This window comes from Aeromonas intestinalis, assembly GCF_054052485.1.
This window is the reverse complement of record NZ_JBSTYK010000001.1, coordinates 280,117-298,537: the sequence shown is the minus strand read 5'-3', so window position 1 is coordinate 298,537 and position 18,421 is coordinate 280,117. Positions and strand designations below refer to the sequence as shown.

Annotated in this window: 21 protein-coding genes, 1 other RNA gene and 1 pseudogene; 15 read left to right on the top strand and 8 right to left on the bottom strand. The window is 62.0% G+C overall.

Translation table 11 applies throughout. The annotated features are described in order from the left end of the window. Positions 1-40: 40 nt before the first annotated feature. The 3 genes from ACW5W7_RS01305 to smpB form a co-directional block, all read right to left on the bottom strand. Positions 41-286: a hypothetical protein gene (locus ACW5W7_RS01305; protein WP_456500509.1), complete on the bottom strand. Its 246-nt coding sequence runs from the start codon at positions 284-286 to the stop codon at positions 41-43. Between the two features lie 454 nt (positions 287-740). Beyond that, positions 741-1,100, bottom strand: a transfer-messenger RNA (tmRNA) gene (gene ssrA / locus ACW5W7_RS01300). 109 nt (positions 1,101-1,209) lie between these two features. Then, positions 1,210-1,698, bottom strand: a complete 489-nt coding sequence (gene smpB, locus ACW5W7_RS01295) for an SsrA-binding protein SmpB (protein ID WP_025326288.1) — start codon at positions 1,696-1,698, stop codon at positions 1,210-1,212. A gap of 240 nt (positions 1,699-1,938) precedes the next feature. Here smpB and ACW5W7_RS01290 point away from each other — a divergent pair, with 240 nt between their 5' ends. Together ACW5W7_RS01290 and ACW5W7_RS01285 are read left to right on the top strand one after the other, a co-directional pair. Further along, complete coding sequence (locus ACW5W7_RS01290) at positions 1,939-2,373, top strand: SRPBCC family protein (protein ID WP_349918788.1); 435 nt, start codon at positions 1,939-1,941, stop codon at positions 2,371-2,373. Beyond that, complete coding sequence (locus ACW5W7_RS01285; protein ID WP_349918786.1) at positions 2,366-2,725, top strand: RnfH family protein; 360 nt, start codon at positions 2,366-2,368, stop codon at positions 2,723-2,725. The genes ACW5W7_RS01290 and ACW5W7_RS01285 overlap by 8 nt, the downstream gene beginning before the upstream one ends. Before the next feature lie 105 nt (positions 2,726-2,830). On the opposite strand, the gene ACW5W7_RS01280 is transcribed toward ACW5W7_RS01285, so the two are convergent. The 3 genes from ACW5W7_RS01280 to yiaY form a co-directional block, all read right to left on the bottom strand. Beyond that, positions 2,831-3,466, bottom strand: a complete 636-nt coding sequence (locus tag ACW5W7_RS01280) for an NAD(P)H-binding protein (protein ID WP_456500508.1) — start codon at positions 3,464-3,466, stop codon at positions 2,831-2,833. Positions 3,467-3,599: 133 nt separating this feature from the next. Continuing rightward, the gene (locus tag ACW5W7_RS01275) at positions 3,600-3,938 is read right to left on the bottom strand and encodes an outer membrane protein assembly factor BamE (protein WP_349918784.1); all 339 of its coding nucleotides are present in this window, start codon (positions 3,936-3,938) and stop codon (positions 3,600-3,602) included. A 136-nt stretch (positions 3,939-4,074) separates the two neighbouring features. After that, a complete protein-coding gene (gene yiaY, locus ACW5W7_RS01270) occupies positions 4,075-5,226 on the bottom strand; it encodes an L-threonine dehydrogenase (protein WP_456500507.1) in 1,152 nt (383 codons plus the stop codon). A 390-nt stretch (positions 5,227-5,616) separates the two neighbouring features. Here yiaY and udp point away from each other — a divergent pair, with 390 nt between their 5' ends. Beyond that, positions 5,617-6,372, top strand: a complete 756-nt coding sequence (udp, locus tag ACW5W7_RS01265; RefSeq protein WP_332500696.1) for a uridine phosphorylase — start codon at positions 5,617-5,619, stop codon at positions 6,370-6,372. Between the two features lie 139 nt (positions 6,373-6,511). Here the strand turns inward: udp and ACW5W7_RS01260 are convergent, their stop codons facing one another. After that, positions 6,512-7,210 (bottom strand): RluA family pseudouridine synthase, encoded by a 699-nt coding sequence (locus tag ACW5W7_RS01260; RefSeq protein WP_456500506.1) that lies wholly within the window; start codon positions 7,208-7,210, stop codon positions 6,512-6,514. Between the two features lie 195 nt (positions 7,211-7,405). On the opposite strand from ACW5W7_RS01260, the gene rihA reads away from it, so the two are divergent. The 3 genes from rihA (at position 7,406) to ACW5W7_RS01245 (ending at position 9,659) form a co-directional block, all read left to right on the top strand. Beyond that, complete coding sequence (rihA, locus tag ACW5W7_RS01255) at positions 7,406-8,347, top strand: pyrimidine-specific ribonucleoside hydrolase RihA (protein WP_456500505.1); 942 nt, start codon at positions 7,406-7,408, stop codon at positions 8,345-8,347. Positions 8,348-8,376: 29 nt separating this feature from the next. Further along, the gene (locus ACW5W7_RS01250; RefSeq protein ID WP_349918780.1) at positions 8,377-8,847 is read left to right on the top strand and encodes a hypothetical protein; all 471 of its coding nucleotides are present in this window, start codon (positions 8,377-8,379) and stop codon (positions 8,845-8,847) included. A gap of 380 nt (positions 8,848-9,227) precedes the next feature. Then, positions 9,228-9,659, top strand: a complete 432-nt coding sequence (locus ACW5W7_RS01245) for a hypothetical protein (protein ID WP_456500504.1) — start codon at positions 9,228-9,230, stop codon at positions 9,657-9,659. A 278-nt stretch (positions 9,660-9,937) separates the two neighbouring features. Here ACW5W7_RS01245 and ACW5W7_RS01240 read toward each other — a convergent pair whose 3' ends face one another. Next, positions 9,938-11,962, bottom strand: a complete 2,025-nt coding sequence (locus ACW5W7_RS01240; RefSeq protein ID WP_456500503.1) for a BCCT family transporter — start codon at positions 11,960-11,962, stop codon at positions 9,938-9,940. Positions 11,963-12,271: 309 nt separating this feature from the next. Between ACW5W7_RS01240 and ACW5W7_RS01235 the strand changes: the two genes are divergently transcribed. The 9 genes and pseudogenes from ACW5W7_RS01235 (at position 12,272) to ACW5W7_RS01195 (ending at position 18,383) form a co-directional block, all read left to right on the top strand. Continuing rightward, on the top strand, positions 12,272-12,634 hold the full coding sequence (locus ACW5W7_RS01235) for a hypothetical protein (protein WP_434668480.1): 363 nt from the start codon (positions 12,272-12,274) through the stop codon (positions 12,632-12,634). 402 nt (positions 12,635-13,036) lie between these two features. After that, entirely contained in the window at positions 13,037-13,300 is a 264-nt protein-coding gene (locus ACW5W7_RS01230) for a BufA1 family periplasmic bufferin-type metallophore (protein ID WP_349918777.1), read from the top strand. A 60-nt stretch (positions 13,301-13,360) separates the two neighbouring features. Beyond that, positions 13,361-14,212: an MNIO family bufferin maturase gene (bufB, locus tag ACW5W7_RS01225; RefSeq protein ID WP_456500502.1), complete on the top strand. Its 852-nt coding sequence runs from the start codon at positions 13,361-13,363 to the stop codon at positions 14,210-14,212. Positions 14,213-14,249: 37 nt separating this feature from the next. Then, positions 14,250-15,005 carry an HvfC/BufC family peptide modification chaperone gene (locus tag ACW5W7_RS01220; protein ID WP_456500640.1) on the top strand — a complete coding sequence of 252 codons (756 nt, stop codon included), beginning with the start codon at positions 14,250-14,252 and terminating at the stop codon, positions 15,003-15,005. Then, positions 14,998-15,453: a DoxX family protein gene (locus ACW5W7_RS01215; RefSeq protein WP_456500501.1), complete on the top strand. Its 456-nt coding sequence runs from the start codon at positions 14,998-15,000 to the stop codon at positions 15,451-15,453. Before ACW5W7_RS01220 ends, ACW5W7_RS01215 begins: the two co-directional genes overlap by 8 nt. Before the next feature lie 96 nt (positions 15,454-15,549). Further along, the gene (locus ACW5W7_RS01210; RefSeq protein WP_456500500.1) at positions 15,550-16,014 is read left to right on the top strand and encodes a GNAT family N-acetyltransferase; all 465 of its coding nucleotides are present in this window, start codon (positions 15,550-15,552) and stop codon (positions 16,012-16,014) included. A gap of 337 nt (positions 16,015-16,351) precedes the next feature. Further along, positions 16,352-17,116 (top strand): annotated as a pseudogene (locus ACW5W7_RS01205) (PAS domain-containing protein); the annotation flags it as partial. 102 nt (positions 17,117-17,218) lie between these two features. Further along, positions 17,219-17,647, top strand: coding sequence for a methyl-accepting chemotaxis protein (locus ACW5W7_RS01200; RefSeq protein WP_456500639.1), 429 nt, complete (start codon positions 17,219-17,221; stop codon positions 17,645-17,647). 178 nt (positions 17,648-17,825) lie between these two features. Beyond that, positions 17,826-18,383, top strand: coding sequence for a DUF3332 domain-containing protein (locus tag ACW5W7_RS01195; RefSeq protein ID WP_349918770.1), 558 nt, complete (start codon positions 17,826-17,828; stop codon positions 18,381-18,383). Positions 18,384-18,421: the final 38 nt, after the last annotated feature.

Genomic DNA, 18,421 nt, shown 5'->3' with positions numbered 1-18,421 from the left:
ATATTGATGGGAGTAGACTGAGGCCTTTACCTGTGGGGACTCAACCATGTGGCTGCTGCTTGCGATCGGAAGCATGGTGCTGGCGTTGAAAGCGTCCAGTGTCAGTTTCACGTTGGCACTCATACCGTTCGCGATAGGGATCTGGTGTTTCAGTAAGTCTAACCGGGAGAGCCTGGAGACTTTCATGGCCTTCGCTTTCATCCTTGTGCTGATTGGTTTTGCTGTGAATGTTCTCATTAGTATCTAGTGAAATTTGGCTCACAGTTTTGAAGTAGACATCGTTCATGGAGAGGCTTAGGCCTCTTTTTTAATACCCAAATCGGTCCAAAAATGATAAATTCGCCCAATCACTGTATGCCCATACAGTATTTCACAGCCGAGAGGCTGAGAGAGAACGGGAGACATTGGATGGAATCATCACTGACCGAACTAGAAGAGCTAATCGAGACATTGGATCTGACGCCCCAGGAGGAAGATAGAATCGCGCGCATTCTACAAAAACTACGCGATGAAGCTGCTGCGTCGTAAAGATGTGGAAGGATTCGGATTGGCCCGCTACTGAGCGGGCTTTTCTATGTCTTGGAGGGGAGAAAAGAAAAAAGCCTGCATTTCTGCAGGCTTTCTACATCTTGGATCACCGGTGGATCATTTTGGTTCCTGTTTCAGGCCAGCCTCTGTCGCGATGATTTCGCTAAGTTGCTGTTTTAACTCGTGTTGTCCTGTCGGTGTCCTAGTTAAATTGGTGGAGCTGGGGGGATTTGAACCCCCGTCCAAAATTACTACATCCTCGGTACTACATGCTTAGTCACTCTTTACATTCGCCAACACGCTGCGGAGAGACACGCCACGCATTGACTAGCTCGATTGGTTTTAATGCTTCCGCCCCGAGCAGGACTTCCACACGATCCTGTGAAGGATGACCTTCCATTTCCCTAGGACACAGGCAAGCTAGGGGAGAAGGGCTCAGCGCAGGTTATTAAGCTGCGAGTGCGTAGTTTTCGTCGTTTGCGACTATTTTTTTGCGGTTTATTAACGAGGCCTACCGCACCTCGGCATGCACCTTGGGTTTCGTGAATCTTGTCGAATCCAGAATCAGCCCCAAGTTGTCAAAAGCGATTGTACGCAAAAAACCTGTCATGGCAAGGCGTTGATGGCAATCGACCGGCCTGGGCCGGTCGATTGCTGGTTTATTGGGCGACCCCGCAGGGTTCAGCCACGGTTCTTGTTTTTCATGATGCGCGCCTTTTCCCGATCCCATTCGCGGGCCTTGGTGTCTTCGCGCTTGTCGTGCTCTTTCTTGCCCTTCACCAGACCGATCTCGACCTTGACCCAGCACTCTTTCCAGTAGAGGGCCAGCGGCACTATGGTGTAGCCCTGACGGGCGGTCAGGCTCTCGAGCTTGTCGAGTTCACGGCGGCTCAGCAGCAGTTTGCGGGTGCGGGTCGGGTCACACACCACGTGGCTGGAGGCGGCATTGAGGGGCAGGAAGCTGGAGCCGAACAGGAAGGCTTCTCCCTGCAGGAAGATGACGTAGGCTTCGCTGATGTTGGCCTTGCCCGCCCGCAGGGATTTGACTTCCCACCCTTGCAGGGACAGGCCGGCTTCCACGCGCTCTTCGATGAAGTACTCGTGACGGGCGGTTCTGTTGAGTGCAATGGTGCTGGACCCGGCTTTGTTTTTACTGTTCTTTTTGCTCATGACGGGGGCCTTAGGCGATGTTGATGAAGGCGCATTATACGTGGGCGGCGGCGGCTGTAAAACGCGCAGCCGCTCGAGTGTCTGCTTTCTGAGCAATTCAGGCCGGTTGGGGGCGTTCAGCCCCGGGTTGGCGGGGTAAACGAGCCAGGATGGCGGGCGATGGCGGGGTGGTGCACGGTTGTGGGGGAGGATTTTGGCCGCCAAGGTGATAAAATCGCCCTGATTGGATGAGGAAACCCCATGCCCCGTATTACTCGCAGTGCCCTGGTGATGTTCAGCGCCGAACAGATGTTCCGGCTGGTCAACGACGTTCACGCCTACCCCGAATTCCTGCCCGGCTGTGTCGGCAGCCGCGTTCACGAGACGGGGGAGGACTACATGACCGCCTCGGTGGATGTGGCCAAGGCGGGCATCGCCAAGACCTTCACCACCCGCAACCAGCTCGATGCCAACCGCCGCATCAAGATGGAGCTGGTGGAGGGGCCCTTCAAGACGCTGGCGGGCTGGTGGACCTTCACCCCGCTTGATGTGGATGCCTGCAAGGTGGAGTTCGATCTCGACTTCGAATTCACCTCCAAACTCATCGAACTGGCGTTTGGCCAGATCTTCCGCGAGCTGGTGAGCTCCATGGTGCTGGCCTTCTCCAATCGTGCCAAGGTGGTCTACGGTGTCTGATCTGCTCAATATAGAAGTCGCCTACGCCCTGCCCGAACGTCAGACAGTATTGCGTATCCGGGTCGCCCCCGGCACCAGCGTGCTGGCCGCCATCGAGCAGTCCGGCATCCTCGGCAAACATCCGGAGATCGATCTCGCGGTCAACAAATTCGGCATCTACAGCCGTCCGGTCAAGGGGGGGGAGGCGGTGCAGGACGGGGATCGCATCGAGATCTATCGCCCCCTCATCGCCGACCCCAAGGAGATGCGCAAGAAGCGGGCCGAGAAAGCCAAGGAAGAGGGACGGGCCGACGTGGTCACCGGCGGGCGGCCGGACGTGCACCGCAAGCGGGACGAGGGCGACCCGGCCTGATACTCCCTGTTTTTACAGCATAAACAAGAGGCGCCATGGCGCCTCTTGTCGTTTCTAACTGCTTTTATGTAATACGGCAGCGATATGCACTGCCAAACGGGGCCGTCACAGCACCAGCAGTCGCTCGTTTTCAACGATCTCCACGCCGTCATCCTGGCTTGCGAGCACCGTCATGGCATGGGCCACCTGACTCGCCTCGATGGCGCGCCAGCGGGTGAAGCGCCCGCGCAGCAGGGGTTTCACCAGGGGATAGAGCGCCTGGATGAGTCGCTCCGAGGTGCGCGGCGGCTGGCGATCCCCGAGCAGCATGGCGGGACGAACGATGGCGAGCCGCTGCCATTGCTGGGCCAGCAGCGCCTGCTCCATCTCCCCCTTGGTGCGGGGATAGAGGGCAGGGGAGTGGGGATTGGCGCCGAGGCTTGAGACGATCAGCAGGCGGCGGCAACCGTGACGGCGGGCGAGGGCGGCGAAGGCCAGCACATAGTCGTGATCGACCCGGCAAAAGGCGGCATCCGAGCCGGCGTCCTTGCGGGTCGTGCCGAGACAGCAGAAGGCGAGATCGACCGGGGCGGGGAGTGCCACCTCTGCCAGTCGCTCAAAATCCACCGGCAGCCAGTGGCGGTTCGGGGCAGGCTCCCCTGGCGTGCGACAGAGCAGGGTCAGTGCGTGGTCGGCGCCAAGCTGGCGAACGAGCGCGCGGCCGATGAGGCCGGTGGCCCCGGCGATGAGGATCTGGCTCATGGGATCTCCCGGTGTGGCACTGAGGCCCTGTGTGGATGGAGGCCCTTCAACCTTGGGCCAAGCCGCCGCATGCTTCAACCTGGGCTCCCGGCCCCAGAAAGACAAAACCGGCCAAGGCCGGTTTTGTGTGCAATCAGAGCGGGGTCGTGAAGGCTGCCGGGAGCGGGAAGTCGCCGGTGGCGGTGGAGAGCCGGTCGCCGACGAAGTTCAGGGTCAGCTCCTTGCGCTCCTTGTCGCCACGACCGGGCGTGAACTCGTAGAGGTAATACCAGGTATTGGGGTCGAAACCGTCGCGCAGCATGGGGGAACCCAGCACGTACACGACCTGCTCGCGCGTCATGCCCTGGCGCAGTTTGTCGACCTGCTTTTGTTCTACGTAGTTGCCCTGGGGAATATCGATGCGATAGACCAGGCTGCAACCGGACAGGGTGAGGGCGGTCAAGGCCGCGGCAATCAGGTGTTTCATCCGCATATCGGGTTCAGATCATCCATACAGTCTTTTTTAGCTCGGCAAATCATACCCACTCCCTGCGCGGAAGTAAAAAGCCATTGATCTGACTGGCAGTAAAAAGGGCCGCGAGGCGGCCCTTGGCAAGCTGGCGCACGGCTTACATGGCGGTGCGGAAGATCTCGACAATCTCGGCGTGGGTGGCCTGCTTGGGGTTGGTGAAGCCGCAGGCATCCTTGAGGGCATTGGTGGCCAGCACGTCGAAGTCATCGGCCTTGACCCCGAGCTGCTCGAGACCGGCGGGGATGTTCACGTCCCGGGCCAGCGTCTTGATGGCGGCAATGGCGGCGGCAGCCCCCTGCTCGTCGTTCATGGCGCTCACGTCCACTCCCATGTGGCGGGCCACGTCCTTGAGGCGGGCGGCGCTCACCTGGGCGTTGTAGGCCTGCACGTGGGGCAGGAGCACCGCGTTGCATACCCCGTGGGGCAGGTCATAGAAGCCGCCGAGCTGGTGGGCCATGGCGTGCACATAGCCGAGGCTCGCATTGTTGAACGCCATGCCGGCCAGGAACTGGGCATAGGCCATCTGCTCGCGGGCGTGCAGATCATCCCCCTGATGGACCGCGGTGCGCAGGTGCCTGGCGACGAGCTGGATGGCCATGATGGCGCTGGCATCGGTCACCGGGGTGGCGGCGATGGAGACATAGGCTTCGATGGCGTGGGTCAGGGCGTCCATGCCGGTGGCGGCGGTGAGCCCGGCGGGCTTGGCCAGCATCAGCTCGGGGTCATTGACCGACATCAGCGGGGTGACGTGCTTGTCGACGATGGCCATCTTCACCTGACGGGCCTCGTCGGTGATGATGCAAAACCGGGTCATCTCGGAGGCGGTGCCGGCCGTGGTGTTGATGGCGATGAGCGGCAGCTGGGGCTTGGCGGAGCGATCCACCCCTTCGTAGTCCTGAATGCTGCCGCCGTTGGCCGCCACCAGGGCGATCCCCTTGGCGCAGTCGTGGGGGGAGCCGCCCCCGAGGGAGATGACGCAGTCGCACTGGTTGGCCCTGAGCATGGCCAGCCCCTGCTCGACGTTGGTCATGGTGGGGTTGGGTTTGGTGTCGTCGAACACCTGGCTCTCGATGCCCTGCTCCGCCAGCAGTTTGGCTACCTTGGCCACCACGCCCAGCTGGTTGAGGATGCGATCGGTGACGATCAGTGCCTTGCGATAGCCATAGCCCTTGATGTCGGCGGCAGCCTCCTGCAGGCAACCCGCACCCATCAGGTTGACCGCCGGAATATAGAACTTGAATGTAGCCATGGTGAACTCCGTAGATTAGCCATTAAGTAGTAGTGTGGCGTCAAAATAGCAGCGTCAATCGGGATTGGCAGGCTTCAATGGTATCTGATGTACAACTTTGTGGACTCGATCGCGCTCTGTGGATTCACCCCCAGAGAGGGCTTGACAAGGGGCGGGAAGGGGTTGACAAAAGAAAAACGTTTTTCAATTAATTCATCACGTTAGCAAACGTTTTGCATGAAAATGGCTGCTGTCAATGCGTGAAACTGTGAGTTGCCTCAAGGATTTGGAAAGCGCTTTCGCCCATAGTTGCGCCTTCCCGAACGAGGGGAAAACTGGCTTGAAAATTACATAAAGAACCATCTTAACTGCACGCTGCCATCCGTGGCGGAGCGCAACCAGGAGTCCACTATGTCTGATGTTTTTCACTTGGGTTTGAAGAAAGCTGATCTGCAAGGCGCCACCCTGGCGATCGTTCCCGGTGACCCCGAGCGTGTGAAGCGTATCGCAGAACTGTTGGACAACCCGGTACACCTGGCCAGTCATCGTGAATTCACTACCTGGCGCGGCGAGATGGGCGGTACCGCCGTCATCGTCTGCTCCACCGGCATCGGCGGCCCGTCTACCTCCATCGCGGTGGAAGAGCTGGCCCAGCTGGGCATCCGCACCTTCCTGCGCATCGGCACCACCGGCGCCATCCAGCCGCACCTGAATGTGGGCGACGTCATCGTCACCACCGGCTCCGTGCGCCTCGACGGTGCCAGCCTGCACTTCGCGCCCATGGAATTCCCGGCCGTCGCCGACTTCGAGTGCACCACCGCACTGGTCGAGACCGCCAAGGAGCTGGGCTCCAAGCTGCACGTGGGCGTGACTGCCTCCTCCGACACCTTCTACCCGGGTCAGGAGCGTTACGACACCTACTCCGGCCGCGTGGTGAGCCGCTTCCAGGGCTCCATGAAAGAGTGGCAATCCATGGGCGTGCTGAACTTCGAGATGGAGTCTGCCACCCTGTTGACCATGTGTGCCAGCCAGGGTCTGCGTGCCGGTATGGTGGCGGGCATCATCGTCAACCGTACCCAGCAAGAGATCCCGAGTGCCGCCACCATGGCCAAAACCGAATCTGACGCTATCAAGATCGTGCTGGGCGCCGCCCGCAAGCTGATCTGACGCTCTCTTAAACAGAGAGTACCGAGTGGGGGTGGGGGCCGCTGCGAAAGCACGGCCCCTATCTTTATCTGCCGTTCAGCCATTCCCTGATCCAGTCTGCTGGCTCTATCCCGTTTTACGATTCATTTCCTCTGCCAGATTAAAACGGCGTGGCACAAGTCACTGCCATCTGCTCACCACTCACCGGATGTCGGAACCTCAGCGCATTTGCGTGCAGCATCAGTCGGGGAGTCCGCTCCGTGCCCGGTTGCACCAGGCCGCCGTAAAGGTCGCATCCCAGGATGGGGTGGCCCAGCCACTGGCAATGAATGCGCAACTGATGAGTGCGACCCGTCTCGGGACTGAGCGCTACCCGGGTCACGGGCAGGAGTTCACCTGTCTCGTTCAGGCGCTCGGTCCGCACCAGCACCCGATAGCGGGAGCGGGCGGGTTTGCCGCGCTCGGCGCAGATCGTCATCAGGGGAAAGAGGGCCGGATCCTTGGCGATGGGTGCCTCAATCAACCCCTCGTCCTCGGCCAGGTGGCCGCAGAGCAGCGCCTCGTACGTCTTGGTCACGGCGCGCTGGCTGAACTGCTGGCACAAGAGGGCGTTGATGGCCTTGTTTCTGGCCAGCACCATGATCCCCGAGGTGCCAAAGTCGAGGCGATGGATCAGGGTGCAGCCGGGGTAGTCCTGTACCAGTCGGTGGTGCACGGAGTCGAGGTTCTGCGGGTTCTTGCCGGAGAGGCTCAGCAGTCCGCTCGGCTTGTTGATGAGCAGCAGGTATTCGTCCTCGAACAGGATCTCGATGGCGGCGGCGCAGGGGGGGGCGATGAAGGTATCGACGATGACGGACATAGGGCGTTGGGGTTGAGGAGCGGGAGGGGATCATACAAGAAGCCGCCCCGTTCGGCGAATCCACCGGCCCCTGCCGGCGGGCGTCGCTGGCAAGCCACTGATTATTCAGGCGGAGCCATTTTGTGACTGCCCCCTGAGTTAATTCTCAGCTCCCTTGCTAAGGTATGCGCTTTGTCACCTTGTCAGGAGTCTGCCATGTCTTTGCCCGTCATTCTCGATTGCGATCCCGGCCACGATGATGCCATTGCCCTCATTCTGGCGCTGGCGAGTCCGGAGTTGAATGTGCTGGCGGTGACCACCAGCGCGGGCAACCAGACCCCGGACAAGACCCTCAACAACGCCCTGCGCATCCTCACCCTGCTCGGGCGCCACGACATTCCGGTGGCGGTGGGGGCACCCAAGCCCCTGGCCCGCGAACTCATTATCGCCGACAACGTGCACGGGGAGACTGGTCTCGATGGTCCCAGGCTGCCGGATCCCGGTTTCGCTCCCCAGGCCATGACGGCGCTGGAGCTGATGGCCAAGACGTTGCGCGAGAGCCCGGAACCGGTCACCCTGGTGCCGACCGGCCCGCTCACCAACATCGCCCTGCTGCTGGCCGCCCACCCTGAACTCAAGCCGAGGATTGCCCGCATCGTGCTGATGGGGGGCGCGGCCGGGCCGGGCAACTGGACGCCGGCGGCGGAGTTCAACATTTTCGTGGATCCGGAAGCGGCCGATATGGTGTTCAGGTCCGGTATTCCCATCACCATGTGCGGGCTGGATGTGACCCACGAGGCCCAGGTGATGGACGAAGACATCGAGCGGGTGCGGGCCATCGCCAACCCGGTGGCCCAGTGCGTGGCCGGGCTGCTCGATTTCTTCATGATCTATCACAGGGATCCCAAGTGGGGATTCACCGGCGCCCCCCTGCATGATCCCTGCACCATCGCCTGGTTGCTGGCGCCAACGCTGTTCCACGGGATAGACTGCTGGGTCGGCATCGAAACCCGGGGCACCCATACTGTGGGGATGACGGTGGTGGATCGCTACGGCCTGACCGGCAAGCCCGCCAATGCCCGGGTCCTGCTGGGACTGGACAGGCACGGTTTCATCGATCTGCTGGTGGAGCGCCTGCAGGTATTCAGCGGGCAATGATGCAATCAGAGAAGGGAAGGGGAAGGGGAATGGGAAGAGAGACGCTGGCCGCGCTGGTGTGCCTACAACTGACGGCGTGCGCCACGCCGTTCGAATCCATGTGGCAAGGGCTGGCGACCTGCGAACTGGATGGTCTCTATCTCGACAGCGAGACGGGGGAACCCTCCCATCCCCTGCTCAAGACCTTCACCCCCTACAAGAACAGCGACGGCTTTGCCTGGTACAAGACCCATCAGGAGTTGCACGGCTTGCCCATCACGGGCTTCCTCATTCCCACCTCCACCTTCGAGGTGCATGCGCTCTTCGTCGATACCCCCATCGCCAACGCCAGGCGGCTGACCCACAACGCCTATGGCAGCGAATTTGCCAACGAGGAGAAGCACAACAAGGGGGAAGCTCCCCTGCTGCTGCGCGATCCCAACAACCCCAAGCGCTCCATCATCGATTGCACTCAAGGGGAGTCCGAGGCGCCGCTGCCGGAGGAGCCTTTCCCGGAGTAACCTCTCCGGGCCCGCTGTGGCCCGTCGCCTCTCCCATCATCCCGGATGCTGTAACCGGTGTAACAGGGAGGGGGCCCCGCATCGGCACGCCTTGCAGCAACCCCAGACCAGCGTGGCGCTCTGGCCGCCCGCCCCCCCGCTCAGTCCACCATCCAGGCCTTATGGAGGGATGCTCCCAGCATTGACTCCCCCCGGGTACTGTCACCATTCCCCCATTAACCCGCGAGGCGTCGAGGGCTCTTGTCCCAAAGAGTGAGAAGGAAATAGGCCATTGGCATGAGAAACGTGGACGATGATGGCACCAGGAAAAAGTCATCTACGCTAGGTGTGGAGTTGAATGACTCCTAGTCAAATGTTCATTTTCCAAGGGAGACAATGTTATGCCTTATGTTGCACTGGAGTTCGATCACCGGATCGCACAGCCGGCGATCCAGTGGATTGTGGTGAAATGTGCGGGAGTCGGTGAGAAATGCGGTGGCCCCATCGCCTTGTCACCTCGCCATGATGTGGCGTACTTCCTGGATCCCGTCACGGCGAGCCGGGATGCGACACTGTTTGCCGAGTACAAGAACAGGGCGCTGGTCGCGGATGACATATTGCTGGCGATCGAGGAGCGCCGCGCTCCCCTGAGGCACTATGCCTATCAGTGGGATCACCAGATTTTTTCCGCGACCTTGAAGTGGGGCGTGCTGGAGTGGTCCGGGGATGAGACGCGGCGCTCCCCGAGGATCGATGTCGCCTACTTCGTCGACCCTGACAGTGCCGAGTCCGATGCAAAGGTGTTCTCATTTTTACGCGATCGTATCGGGTAGCGACGGACAGGCGTTCTAGAGTGAGCAAGCACCGGCCTCGGCCGGTGTTTTTATGCCGCCGGGATTTTCTTGGGCCCTGTCACGCGACGTGATACGCGGCAGTTTGCTCAAAAGAGGGCGCGACCACGACCTCATGGCAACCCATGGCGGGATAGTCAACGAGGCGGCGTGACAATAAAAATCCCCCGTGATGGGGGATTTTTTATTTCTCTCTGGCACCAGCGCAGCAGCAGGGCCGTGCCGGAGACATGACCCGCTTGATGGCGGTCAGCAGCGTATCAGCTCCCGGACTCCGGCTGGGTGTGTTCGGGCGCCGCGCTCAACAAGTCCAGCCCCTCGTCCTGGCTCAGCACCAGATAGCGCTCGTACTGGCGCAGGACGTCTGCACTCAGCTCGTCCCGGGTCAGGTACTGGATGTCATAACCGGCGCGGCCATCGGCGAAGAAGGTCATGGGTTCGAAGATGCAGGCCTCCGGATCGTGATTGTGAGCGGCCTCCAGGGGGTTGAAGGCGGGGGCGGGCCTGGATTCGATGCGTATCCCGTAGCCGAAGTCGCGCCGACCCTCCTGAGGCACCAGCAGCAGGCACTGATCCGGGTCGCTCTGCTCGACCCGGCAGGTGAGCCCGCGGGCCTCGAACTCCTGGCGCAGGGCGGTCAGCGCGGGCAGGGCGATGTCATTGAGGAAGCGGCGGGCTCCCTGCTCGGTGGAGGGGCGCAGCAGGTGATCCATGCGGGTGCGCCACTGCTTGCCGTTCCAGAAGTCGGTGGCGGGGGAGAGGCGCCTGGCCGAGTGCTCCCTGTCCGCCACCAGGCCGCGGCAGAGACCGAGACAGAGCAGCACCATGATAAAGGCAAAGGGCAGGGCGGCGATCAGGGTCATGGATTGCAGGGCCGCGAGTCCCCCCGTGCTCATCAGGGTGCCCGCAGTGATCCCGAGCAGAACGGCCCAGAACAGGCGCTGCCAGACGGGGGAGCCCTCCTTGCCCTGGGTGGCGATGTTGTCGATGACGAAGGCGCCGGAGTCGGCGGAGGTGACGAAGAAGACGCTGATGAGGATCACCGCCAGCGCCGAGGTGATGTCGGCCCCCGGCAGCAGATCGAAGAAGTTGAACAGCAGGGTGTCGATGTTGCCCACCGAGTCGATGAGGCTCTGGCCGCCGGCGTGCTGGCTGGCCCAGATGGCGGCGTTGCCGAACACCGTCATCCAGATGAGGTTGAAGGCGGTGGGGACGAACAGGACGCCCAGAATGAACTCGCGCAGGGTGCGTCCGCGGGAGATGCGGGCGATGAAGAGGCCGACGAAGGGGGACCAGGAGATCCACCAGGCCCAGTAGAGCAGGGTCCAGTTGCCAAACCAGCCCGCCTGGCGCGTCTCGCTATAGGTGAAGGTGCGGAAGGTGAGCTGGGTCAGGGCGGAGACATAGTTGCCGATGTTCTCGGAGAGGGCCCCCAGCAGGTATTGGGTGGGGCCGGCGATGAGCACGAACAGCAGGAGCACGATGGCGAGGAAGAGGTTCAGCTCGGAGAGGCGCTTTACCCCCTTGTCGAGGCCGGTGACCGCCGAGAGGCCGGCGAGGGCGATGACGACCCCGATGAGGCCGAAGCGGAACAACTCTCCCGTGGTGTCCATCCCGGTGAGCCGGGTGATCCCCGCCGACAGCTGCATCACCCCGTAGCCCAGCGTGGTGGCGATGCCGAAGATGGTGCCCACCAGGGCGAAGATGTCCACGGCGTGGCCGAGGGGGCCATGGATCTTCTCCTTGAAGATGGGGTAGAGACCGGAGCGGATGGTGAGCGGCAGGTTGTAGCGAAAGCCGAAGTAGGCCAGCACCAGACCGACGATGGCGTAGATGGCCCAGGCGTGGAAGCCCCAGTGGAAGAAGGTGGTGACCATGGCCTCCCGGGCGGCTGCCTGCGTCAGGGGGGCGGCCTGGGGCGGAGAGACGAAGTGGCTCATGGGTTCGCCCACCCCGAAATACATGAGCCCTATGCCCATGCCAGCGGCGAACAGCATGGCAAGCCAGGAGGTGAAGCTGAACTCGGGGCGGGCGTCATCCGGTCCCAGGCGAATGTTGCCGTAGTGGCTGAATGCGATCACCAGCAGCAGGATCAGGAACATGCCGACCACCAGCACGTAGAACCAGCTGAAGTGCGCGGTGATCCAGCTCTGGCCTGCGCCGAAGAAGCGGGCGGCGGCCTCGGGTGCCAGGGAGCAGATGGCCAGCAATGCCAGGATAAAGAGCAAGCCGGGGATAAAAATGGGCAATGAAAGGGTGCTGCGGGGGGGGCGTGACGCGTTCATGGGACACCTTTGGCTGGAGGGACTCAAGACACTATAAGTGGGTTGGCAACAGAAAGGACAGGTGAGGCGCACATCTTGTGAAGATCCCCATCCACACTTCCCCGAGCTCTGACGGACCCTTCCGCGCTCGATGGGCCGCTTTCTGACAAGTGCCGGGGAGTATCCAAATGACAGCGTTCTGGTGGTCAGCCGGTGGGAGGACTATAGTGCAACCGGAAGAGGGAGGCGGGTGAGGCTCGTTCTCTCGTTGCCAGAACCACAATCAAATCAATAACGAGGGCTTGTCATATGAAAGGTATTGCCATCCTGATGACGGTGTTTTTGATGGGCATGGGGGCCGTCCAGAGCGCGGCGGCAGCCACGGCGGCCGAGCAGGCGTGCGAGGCGCAGGCCGCGGCGAAGAAGTTGGCTGGCGCTGCCAAGACCAGCTTTGTGGGCAAGTGCGTCAAGGATGCCGCGGCTGGCGCCAGCAGCGCCAAGGCGAGCCAGTGCGAGAAGGCGGCGGCCGACAAGAAGCTGGCAGGGGCGGCCAAGAACAGCTTTATCCAGAAGTGCGTGAAGACGGACGGGGCGGCGGACAAGGCGAGCCAGTGCGAGAAGGCGGCGGCTGACAAGAAGCTGGCGGGGGCAGCCAAGAACAGCTTCATCCAGAAATGCGTCAAGACGGCCTGAGCGCCTATGCGCTGATGAAAGGGGCCCCTGGTCCCTTTCTCTATTCAACGGGAGTGGGGCAGTGACTCTTGCTGCCTGAATGGTACTGGTAGCGAAAGTGGTCGGTTTTTTATGGCAATGCAGTGTTTGATGCTGTTACTCATCCCCTCAATGCATTTCCCTGCGGTGGTCGCCGCCCGGCGAGCCGCGCGTCAGGATTTCCTCGTGTTGTTTTAATGATGTTATTTTCAATAAAAACAATGCGTTAGATTTGCACCCATCATTTATTTTCGCCAATTCACGCTTTTGATGAAATCTTTTCCCCCCGGTGCCGGTTTTATAGGGGGTAGCCGGCGCGCAAGCCCGGCAACACTTTCACACCGCAGAGATCAGCCGTCAGGCTCAACAATAAGGAATGTCCCTATGAACGTGAAAAAAAGCACCGCCATCACCTGCGCCATGACCGGTCTGTTGGCACTGGGAGCCCAGATGGTCGCTGCCCCGGCCATGGCTGCCGAGGAGAAAGAGAAGTGCTACGGCGTGGTGAAAGCGGGCAAGAACGACTGCGCCACCAAGACGGCCTCCTGCGCCGGCACCGCCAAGATGGACGCCCAGGGTGATGCCTTCGTGGTGATGCCCAAGGGCCTGTGCGAGAAGCTGGCTGGCGGCTCCCTGCAGCCGAAGTAAGCCCTGTGCCAGGGGGCGGACCCGCCGTTCCCTGGCCATTTCCTGCCAAGAGATCCCGCCATGAACCCCTTGATCGGTATCGGATTACGTCCGCCTCACTATGATGACCTTCGTCAGACCCGCCCCGCAGTGGGTTGGCTGGAGGTGCACAGCGAGAACTACTTCGAGCGCCACAGCCAGGGATTCGAGGTACTGGCCGAGCTGGCCAGCCATTATCCCGTCAGCCTGCACGGGGTGGGCATGTCGCTGGGCTCCGCCGATCCTCTGGATCAGCAGCATCTGCGCCAGCTGGCGGCCCTGGTGCGGGACATCGGGCCGGTGCGGGTCTCCGAACACCTGAGTTGGGGCAGCATCGGCGGGCGCTATTTCAACGATCTGCTGCCGGTGCCCTACACCCGGGCGGCGCTGACCCGGATGAGCGACAAGATAGAGACGGTACAGCAGACCCTGGGTCGCCAGCTGCTCATCGAGAATCCCTCATCCTATCTGCAACTGCCGGGGGAGATGAGCGAGTGGGAGTTTCTGGCCGAGCTGGCCCGGCGAAGCGGCTGCGGCATATTGCTCGATCTCAACAATCTTCATGTCAGTGCCTTCAACCACGGTTTTGACTGCGCCGACTACTTCGCGGCCATCGATCTGGATGCGGTGGGGGAGATCCACCTCGCCGGTTACACCGACAAATCCCTGCCAGAGGGGCACCTCTACATCGACACCCACAGTGCCCCGGTGGCGCCCCCCGTGTGGGAACTGTATCGCCAGATCTGCGCCCGGCGGGCCATCCCCACCCTGATCGAGTGGGATCTGGAGATACCGCCGTTGCCGGTGCTGCTGGGGGAGGCTGAGCTGGCGAGTGAGATCATCAGCGCAGCCCCATCCATGGCCACATTGGCCGGGGAGGCGTCCCATGCCTGAGCTGACTGCCATGTCCGCGCCTTTGGACTCTGATCCGCTGGCGCCGTTGCAGCGGGTGCAGCAGGGATTTGCCGCCGGGCTGCTCGGTGACGAGGAGGCGGCCCTGGGGCTCATCGCCCCGGCGAGCCTGCCAGCCGCCGCCCTCCTGCAGGTCTATCGCAACAACTTCGTGCTGAGTCTGAGCGAGGTGCTGGCCAGCACCTATCCCGCCGTCAAGGCCATGGTAGGGGAGGCGTTCTTTGCCGCCGCCGCCCGTGGCTTCGTGTTGGCCGAGCCACTGGAAGAGGGCTCTGTCATGCATTACGGCGAAGGATTCGGTGACTGGCTTGCGGGCCTGCCCACCACGGCCGCGCTCCCCTGGCTTGAGGATCTCGCCCGCTTCGAATGGGCGCTGGATCGCACCGCCCTGCTGCCACCGGATCCCCGCCGCTGGCCGGCGCAGCGCCTGGCCGCCATTCCTCCCGCTCTCTGGGATCGGCTGGTGCTGAGTTGCGCCGGGGATGTGCTGGGGTTTGAGAGCCGCTATCCGGTGCTCGCCATCTGGCAGATGGCCCTGCACGGCGGGGCTGCGGTCGAGAAGCTGGACTCCCCCTGCTGGCTGGTGCTCAAGAAGCGGCCGGATCACCGGATCGATCCTCTCTCTCTCAACATGCCTGCCTGGCAGCTGCTGCAAGGCTGTCGTCAGGGTCAGCCGCTGGCCGCCCTGCTTGGGCAGGATCCCGCCCTGGCGGAACAGCTGCCCACCCTCGTTACCCTCGATCTGCTGGTCGATCTGGAGCTTGTCCATGACTGAACACACTATCATTCCGGCCGACAGCCTCTGGGCGTCGCGTATTCAACCCGCCCTCGTCGGCGCCGTGCTGCTGCTGGCACGGCTCTGGGTAGCGCTGATTTTCCTGCGCTCCGGCTGGCTCAAGCTGAGCGCCTGGGACTCCACCCTCTATCTGTTCGAGTTCGAATATCAGGTTCCGCTGCTGCCCTGGCAGTGGGCAGCCTATGTGGGAACGGCCACCGAGCTGTTGCTGCCACTGCTGCTGGTGGGGGGGCTCTTCACCCGCCCGGTCGCCTTCTTGCTGTTTGGCTTCAACATCATGGCGGTCGTCTCCTACCCCACCCTCTGGGCGGGGGGCTTCTACGATCACCAGTTGTGGGGCTGGATGCTGCTGACCCTGGTGGTCTGGGGGGGCGGCCCCCTGTCGCTGGACTTCTGGCGCCTTGAAAGAGATCGGCTGCAGGGTTAGCCTGCAAGCCATGTGAGGGGGCCTTTGGCCCCTTTTTTATCGCCCCGTCCAGGGTGGCGCAAAGAGGAGAGTCATGATGTGTGCGAGGTGTGCGAGATGAGAGTTCGCGAGGCCGGACTGGCGGATATCCCTGCCCTGGTAGCGCTGCGCTTGCAGCTGTTCTGTGAACTGGGGGAGCTGGCCAGCCCCGAGGCCGATCCTGCCCTGGCGCGGGCGACCCGGGATTATTTCACGGCCGCGATGCAGGAGGGCAACGGCCGCTCCTGGCTGGTGGAGGTGGACGGAGAGGCCGTGGCCTGCGGGACCCTGGCCTTGTTCGTGCGTCCCCCCTATCCCGGCAACCTGAGCGGGCGAGAGGCCTATCTGCTCAACATGTATACCCGGCCAGACTGGCGCAAGCAGGGCATGGCGAGAGCCCTGCTCGAGGCCATGACCCGCTGTGCCAGAGCGTTGAAACTGGGCAAGCTGTGGCTTCATGCCAGCGAGGAGGGGCGCCCCCTCTATGAGCGCATGGGCTTTGCAGGCAACCCGGCCTGCCTGGAATGGCACCCCATCGATTGATGGGGCTGGCATGGAACGCATGAGATCTGCGGATAAGGCAGCCTATCTGGAATGGGTTTCATGAATGGAGGCCTGCTATTGATGATCCTAAAACGAGTGTTAAACGTACTCTCTGCCCTTGGCACATCTGCTGCTTTTCTCTACACTGCGCGCCCCCGACAACGAACCGCTGCCGGGGCAAGTTGGTGTCTGCTCATCGGACCTCAACAGGCGCACTCTCTTCGGGTCCGGCTCTGCCGATAACAGGGTATCCCGAGGGAGGTGAGTGGCTGTGCAGGCGTGATCGGAACAGGGGGCGAAATGGCCTCCATCTATAGGGTTCAGAGGTAGGTCATCCATGTTCAATAACAAACTGAAGGCGCAGTTGCAGGCTTGCCAGGCGCGACTCGATGAGCAGCAAGGGGTGGTGAATGCCATCCGGCAGGGGGTTGCCAGCGCGATCTTCACCCCACAGGGGGAGATCATCGACGTTAATGAAGCCTTTGCGAGGCTGATGGGTTACCGCGCCGATGAGCTGGTGGGGAAACACCATGCGCAGCTGTGTCCCCAAGGCTGGGGCCAGTCCGCCGAGCATCAGCAGTTCTGGGCGGGGCTGCGTCAGGGTCAGCAGGGAGCCGGGGTGTTCGAGCACATCAACCAGCGCGGAGAGTCGCTCTGGCTGGAGGCGAGCTATTGCCCGGTGAAGCAGCAGGGCAGGGTGGTGCGGGTGGTGCTAATTGCCAGCGATACCACGGCCCGCCAGCAGCAGCTGCAACGTCAGGAGGCGCTGGCCCTGGCGCTGGACAAGTCCCAGGCGATGATAGAGTTCACCCCGAGTGGCGACATCCTGAGCGCCAATGAGAACTTCCTCGCCTGCATGGGCTACAGCGCGAGCCAGTTGCAGGGCAAGCATCACAAGATCTTCTGCGACGAGGATTTCTTGCGCGAGCAGCCCCATTTCTGGGATGAACTGGCACGGGGCCAGTTCAAGTCTGGTCTCTTCATGCGCTACAACAGCCGGGGGGAGGCCATCTGGCTGGAGGCGACCTACAACCCGATCCGGGATGGGAGCGGCAAGGTGGTGAGGGTGGTCAAGTTCGCCAGCGACATCACGGCGCGCATTCATCAGAACAATGCCACCCGGGATGCGGCCCGGCTTGCCCATCACACGGCCCAGGAGACCCTCAGCAGCGCCGAGCAGGGGGCGGGGCTATTGCGCGCCGCGGTGGAGACCTCCTCCCTCATCGCGACCCAGGTGGAGCAGGCCATCGACCTCATCGGTCAGCTCAATGAGCAGTCGAGGCATATCGAGGCCATCGTCTCCACCATCAGCGCCATCGCCGATCAAACCAATCTGCTGGCCCTCAATGCGGCTATCGAGGCGGCGCGGGCGGGGGATCAGGGCCGCGGCTTTGCCGTGGTGGCGGACGAGGTGCGCCAGCTGGCGGCCCGCACCTCGCTGTCGACCGGCGAGATTGCCAAGGTAGTGCAAAAGAACCGCGAGTTGACGGCCAGGGTGACCGGTGACATGGCCGGGGTGGCGGGCAGCGCCGAGCTGGGCAAGGAGCAGATAGCCCGGGTCGATGCCGTCATGGTGGAGATCCGCCAGGAGGCGAACCGGGTGTCGGAAACCGTCTCCAACCTCTCCATCTGAGTGATGACGACGCGTCAGATACCGCCCCCTGCGGCGGTATCTGACGAGATCGCCAAAAGTGTGAGCGGTCAGTCAGGCAAACTGAATCCGGCCTGTACCGTGCCCCCCTTGTCGATTGTTCCGGCTTCTCCCCTTGATTAGTCTGCCGGCTCATTTTTCATTGAGCTGGAGTGATGTGATGGCTGTGGGACAGAAAAGCAGGGCGACTGCCCTGTTGCTGGGGTTGGTGGCGAGTCTGGGGTTGAGTGGCTGCATGGGGTCCATGGGGCTCTCCGCCATGGTGACCAAGGGCAACCTGAGCGTGGTGGATAACCGTTATGGCCGCGCCGGGGTCTTCGTGCTGCTCTCCCCCGTCTATGGTCTGGCGGCGACTGCGGATCTGTTCGTGTTCAACACCATCGAATTCTGGTCCGGCAAGAATCCCATCACCGGCAAGTCGCCGGCCCTGGTGGATCAGAAGGCCGATGCGGTGATCAAGGTCAACCAGCATCTGGACCCTTCCCTCAACAAGGTGCCGCTCGCCATGCTGCCCCAGGGCGTGCGGGAAGTGGAAGTCACTTATCCTGACGATCGCAGCGCCCAGATGGAAATTCACTACCTGGATGGCCGCAGCAGCATGATGCGCGGTGAAAAGCGGGGCAATCAGGTGGATCTCTATCTCGACGGCAAGCTGGTGTCGACCCTGAGCGAGCAGCAGCTGGCCGAGATAAGCGAGGGCAAGCGCACCCTGGCCTGATGGCTGGCGCAGCCCGCTGATACCGGATGTCGGCAAAA